This window comes from uncultured Paraglaciecola sp., from assembly GCF_913058035.1.
In the GTDB taxonomy this organism is placed as follows: Bacteria; Pseudomonadota; Gammaproteobacteria; order Enterobacterales; family Alteromonadaceae; genus Paraglaciecola.
In genome coordinates this window covers 1-3,968 of the sequence record NZ_CAJXPA010000281.1, presented here as the reverse complement: position 1 = coordinate 3,968, position 3,968 = coordinate 1, and the positions used below count along the sequence as shown (strand labels likewise).

Annotated in this window: 6 protein-coding genes; all 6 read left to right on the top strand. The window is 38.5% G+C overall.

The genetic code is table 11. The features are described 5' to 3' along the window. Positions 1 to 181: 181 nt before the first annotated feature. The gene (locus QZ562_RS20180; RefSeq protein ID WP_293764331.1) at positions 182 to 730 is read left to right on the top strand and encodes a hypothetical protein; all 549 of its coding nucleotides are present in this window, start codon (positions 182 to 184) and stop codon (positions 728 to 730) included. A 107-nt stretch (positions 731 to 837) separates the two neighbouring features. Further along, positions 838 to 1,188, top strand: a complete 351-nt coding sequence (locus tag QZ562_RS20175) for a hypothetical protein (protein ID WP_293764328.1) — start codon at positions 838 to 840, stop codon at positions 1,186 to 1,188. A 129-nt stretch (positions 1,189 to 1,317) separates the two neighbouring features. Beyond that, the gene (locus tag QZ562_RS20170) at positions 1,318 to 1,707 is read left to right on the top strand and encodes a hypothetical protein (RefSeq protein ID WP_293764325.1); all 390 of its coding nucleotides are present in this window, start codon (positions 1,318 to 1,320) and stop codon (positions 1,705 to 1,707) included. Positions 1,708 to 2,100: 393 nt separating this feature from the next. Continuing rightward, entirely contained in the window at positions 2,101 to 2,562 is a 462-nt protein-coding gene (locus QZ562_RS20165) for a hypothetical protein (protein ID WP_293764322.1), read from the top strand. Positions 2,563 to 3,056: 494 nt separating this feature from the next. Next, complete coding sequence (locus tag QZ562_RS20160) at positions 3,057 to 3,380, top strand: hypothetical protein (RefSeq protein WP_293764319.1); 324 nt, start codon at positions 3,057 to 3,059, stop codon at positions 3,378 to 3,380. 281 nt (positions 3,381 to 3,661) lie between these two features. Further along, positions 3,662 to 3,841, top strand: a complete 180-nt coding sequence (locus tag QZ562_RS20155) for a hypothetical protein (RefSeq protein WP_293764316.1) — start codon at positions 3,662 to 3,664, stop codon at positions 3,839 to 3,841. Positions 3,842 to 3,968 lie beyond the last annotated feature (127 nt).

Genomic DNA, 3,968 nt, shown 5'->3' with positions numbered 1-3,968 from the left:
TCACTACCGCTGGTAAATTCAATATTTAACTTCAGCAGGTTGTGGAGTTGCATGCCAGTCATTCACATTAATCAAGCGCCTGCGTGTACCGTGGGCACTAACAAGCACAGCCATCCGACGCCAAACTGCGGCGCGGCTGCTGTGAATCGTTAGCTATTCAGTTATAAAATGGAGTTATCATTTGAATACATGGAAACTTAAAAAGCAATGTCAGTTCGATTTTGATAATGGCTTATCTAGAGCGAGTATATTTGAAAAATATTCCAAAGATGGAATTTCAGAGAAAAAACTGGCGACAATTGTCGCTACGATTAAAGACAGTGTTCTGACAAATAAATACAAATTACTTAATTATCTTTTAGTTGGAGTCATGGCATTAAGTGCTGTATTAATCTCATTTTTATTTTATGAGATCTTAAAATCAAGTGAAACATCAGCAATTGTCTTAGTCTCCATCATTGTTTTGCTTTTTGTTTCACTTATTTATGGGGTTTTCAATAATTACCACCAAGCGTACTTAATCTACGCACTTTTAACTACCATGAAATTGCCAACTCATATTGAAGGATTTGGTTCTGATTTAACTGTAAATATAATTGAGCTTACTTTAGCTTTCTTTGTTGTTTGTACTACTTGGTTTCTTAAAGTTAAATTATTTCCATTTATGAGTGTATTAGGTGGCCCTAAGAAAAGTGCGGACGACAAATATTTAGTAGCAGTGAATAGCTAACAAGTTTATTAAATATCGTTACGGCCAAAAAACGGCCTTCACTGGACGCGCAAAAAACGCGCGCCATTTATAAAAAGCGTTATGTTTACGCTAGGAATTAGGCATTAATGAGTATTAAAACGGCGCGATTCCCATTTATTGGACTGAGCATTCTATTTGTCATACTACTAATTCAAAAGCCATTGCAGGAAGCCATTTACAACACTCTGTATGCAACTTATTTCGTTTTTTCTTTTCTCTTTTTTATGTCACTGGCACTAGGGCAATACACGAAAACGGCAGTACAAAAAAACAAGTTAATGGTACTGTTTCCTGTTTATTCGGTACTTTTTGTTATTTATTGGCTTACTCAGAACTGGCATCAAGGGCGAGTAAATTTTATATTGGCTACACCTATTATTTGCGGCTTGCTGTTGGCGTTTATGTTAAAAATACAACTGCGCTATTTAGGCAAATAAACATAACAAACGCATTAAATCGCTCGCAAGCTCGCTGGGACAGTAACACGTAGGCTCTGTCACTTCGTTCCAATTTTAGCCTACGTATTACTGCCCTTTATGCGGGCGTTATGTTTTTAAGGAAGACCAATGATTTTTTGGAAAGTTACATTTTGGCTTACAGCATCACTACTGATTTTACCTTTTCCATTCAAACTCGCGGGGTATATCTCTGGTAAAGATACCAGTCCTCTGCGAGTCAAGATAGAAGAAATGGCTAATGCCCTTTTTCTTGCCATCGGCCTTATTGCATTTTGGGCTTATGCTTATTCTAAGCCTATCGCCATCCCACCAGTGTTCTGGTATATCTGGTTAACAGTGAGTGTAGGTTGGTCATGTATAGCGGTTTTCAAATCTAGCAAGTTAACTTACGCTAAATCACAAATTGGCGGTAAAGCAACTGTTTTAGTCGCTGTAGGCAGCACCTTGTTCTTTTTACCTATGTTTGTGGCTGTATTTAACTATGCATCCAAAACATAACAAAACAATAAACCACATTCGCTTCGCTCATTGGGAAAAAGCCTCGCTGCCGCTTAGCTTTTCCCGTTATTGTAGGCGTTAGTAGCCCTATCCGTTATTCAATGTGGCTACTGGTAATTGGGTACGTAAACTGGTAAGTTTTTAGCTCGGCAGTGTGTGGCAATCAGTCACACCATTAAAAGGAAGTTGGTCATCACATTTACATCACACATTTCAACTTCACTACCGCTGGTAAATTCAATATTTAACTTCAGCAGGTTGTGGAGTTGCATGCCAGTCATTCACATTAATCAAGCGCCTGCGTGTACCGTGGGCACTAACAAGCACAGCCATCCGACGCCAAACTACGGCGCGGCTGCTGTGAATCGTTAGGCATTTATAAGGAATTAAAAAATGAAAATAGTTTTTTTTAGTCTCGTTTTAGTTTTAGCTGGATGCAGTGCAACCCAGCCTATTTCATTGGTGGATACAACTCACTCTCACTCAGACACAATGGAAATTATAAGAAGCGCTGCAGAATTTGCGCCTAATGGAGTCAAAGGTGAATATATTTTAAAAGTTAAGGCTGCGGGAAACCAAGGCCCATTTGTTTATCTCAATACTGAACTCGATTATCGTGACCAACGTTCAGTTACCGTTGCAATTCATCCTAAGTTAATCCCATTGTTTGTTGCCAAATACGGAACAACACCACAAAAGTACTTAGTGGATAAATCAATTTCGGTTACAGGCCAGGCGAAAAGAATTAAAATTGATTTTACTTCACAGGGTAAGCCATCTGGTAAGTATTATTATCAAACTCATATCAGGGTGATGGACATATCGCAAATCAAGGTTGTGAATGAACATGCCTAACAAGCGCATCAAACCTGACTCCGCAAGCAGGCCGATTTTTTGCAAAATACACGGCGCAAAAAAACGTCCAACTTGCTCCGCTGTTTATGCGAAACGTTATATTTCAAGGGAGATTAAGTGAGACGTTCAATAAAAAGGAAGTTATTGTTCAATATCGTGCTTTTAGTGCTCTCAGTTTTAGTCAGTATTTGGCCTCTGACAATGATATCTAATGGCGACATTTCATTTGACAGACATGGCGGTTCGGTCAGTTTGTTATTAGGTTTAATATTTTTGGCTCTTCTTTGTTCTAAGAGTATTTTATTAATAATTGTGCGTCCTTTTGTTCGCAATAACCCTAGTCTTAAGGAAAGGTTATATAGCGATTGTTGGACACTTTTTTTAGGACCTGTAAGGAAATGAAATATAACAAAAACATCATGGTGGGAATTTTACTCGCTGGTAAAGCGCTCCTAAAATCCCCATATGTTAAGCGTTAGGTGCTCTGGAGAGTCGTGAGTAAATCAATACCCATAATAATTTTAACTTCGATTTTAGTTGCCTGCTCAAATTCACCATACCATGTTGAGCTTGATCCATTATCGAAACAACAAACGGTACCAAAATATGGTGAGGGCAATCATTATTTTGTCTATTCCAAGCATAGGTTTTCTTCAAATAACAACAGCGAGCAAAAAGATCAGTACATCCGTGACATTGAGGCATATATTCAAGAAAATATGTCTGCCACTGAGAGCTGTAAAATAATTAAAGAAACTTTGTCTTATTACGGTGAAAGTGGCAATGCCAGTATTTTGGTCGTTTGCCGTGGCACCTAACAAGTTGCTCAAGTACACTCCGGCCGCAAAAAGCGCGGCCTCCGCGGGACAACCTACACTGCGTTTCGGTTGCCCCTTAGCAAAGCGTTATATGTACCCAAACTATGCGTGAAAATTCTACACAGAAGATAAATAAATTATTGCTCGCTGAGAGACTGAATAGCATTCGTATATTCTCAATAATAGGAGTTTGTGTAGGTCTATTTGGGTTGTTTATCTTTGGGCTAACTTCTAATGGTTCGGAGAAAGTTTCAGGTGAAGTCACAGGTACTTTCACAAGAATGCATGAAGAAGGACACACGATGTACTTGATGGTGAAAATTCCTGAAAAAAAACAACCTGTAAGAGTTAGACTTCCAAGAGGCATACCTATTCGGAAAGGAGCCAAAATTGAAATCAACGAAATTGACACTTTATGGTTTGGTAAATATCGACATTCGTTCTCTAAGTATCTGGAATAATTACATATAACAAGAAATTCAACAGGACTAAAAACAGCGGGCTGTTCGCTTCGCTCCATTTTAGCCCACTATTTTTAGCCCGTTAATTGGGCGTTATGTTTTTCATTAGACGAGTTAACTTATGGAT

Coding starts and splice junctions, on each gene's coding strand:
- QZ562_RS20175 (WP_293764328.1), top strand. CDS start 838: ATGAGTATTAAAACGGCGCGATTCCCATTTATTGGACTGAGCATTCTA.
- QZ562_RS20165 (WP_293764322.1), top strand. CDS start 2,101: ATGAAAATAGTTTTTTTTAGTCTCGTTTTAGTTTTAGCTGGATGCAGT.
- QZ562_RS20155 (WP_293764316.1), top strand. CDS start 3,662: ATGCATGAAGAAGGACACACGATGTACTTGATGGTGAAAATTCCTGAA.
- QZ562_RS20170 (WP_293764325.1), top strand. CDS start 1,318: ATGATTTTTTGGAAAGTTACATTTTGGCTTACAGCATCACTACTGATT.